The 673-nt window shown below is 43.5% G+C and carries 1 protein-coding gene and 1 pseudogene; both read left to right on the plus strand.

Going from position 1 to position 673, the window contains the following annotated elements; genetic code table 11:
* Window positions 1-382, plus strand: a pseudogene (locus tag R7Q48_RS27870) (ABC transporter ATP-binding protein); the annotation flags it as partial.
* On the plus strand, window positions 383-673 hold a 291-nt coding region (locus R7Q48_RS27875; RefSeq protein WP_318133534.1), incomplete at its 3' end, for an ABC transporter permease.

Consider the following 673-nt stretch of genomic DNA (forward strand, 5'->3'; position numbering starts at 1 on the left):
AGAAATCAATCAGCAGCAAGGGATCACTATCATTCTTACTACGCACTATTTAGAAGAAGCGGAAATGCTGTGTCGCAACATAGGCATTATCAATCGCGGCGAGTTGATTGAAAACACCACCATGAAAGCGTTGCTCAGCAAGCTCAGCGTAGAAACCTTTATTCTAGATATCGAGACTGACGGCGAAGTACCTGAGTTGAATGGTGTCAATCGTCAAAGCTTAATCGATGGCTCATTAGAAATTGAGTTAGATAAAAGCCAAGGTCTCAATGCGGTGTTTGCTCAATTAACGGAACATGGCGTGAAAGTGCTGTCGATGCGCAATAAAGCCAACCGATTAGAAGAACTGTTTGTCAGCATTGTCAGAGAGGGGAGCAAGTAAATGTACCAACTGTATTGGACGGCATTTCGTAGTTTGCTGGGTAAAGAGGTGACGCGTTTCTCGCGTATTTGGGTGCAAACCTTGGTACCACCAGCGATTACAATGACGCTGTATTTCATCATCTTTGGTAATCTGATCGGTTCTCGAATTGGTGAAATGAGCGGATTTAGCTATATGGAATACATCGTGCCGGGTTTGATCATGATGTCGGTGATCACCAACTCATATTCAAATGTCGCGTCTTCATTCTTTAGCGCAAAACTGCAAAAGAACATCGAAGAGTGGTTGGTT

It is taken from the genome of Vibrio sp. 378 (assembly GCF_033339435.1).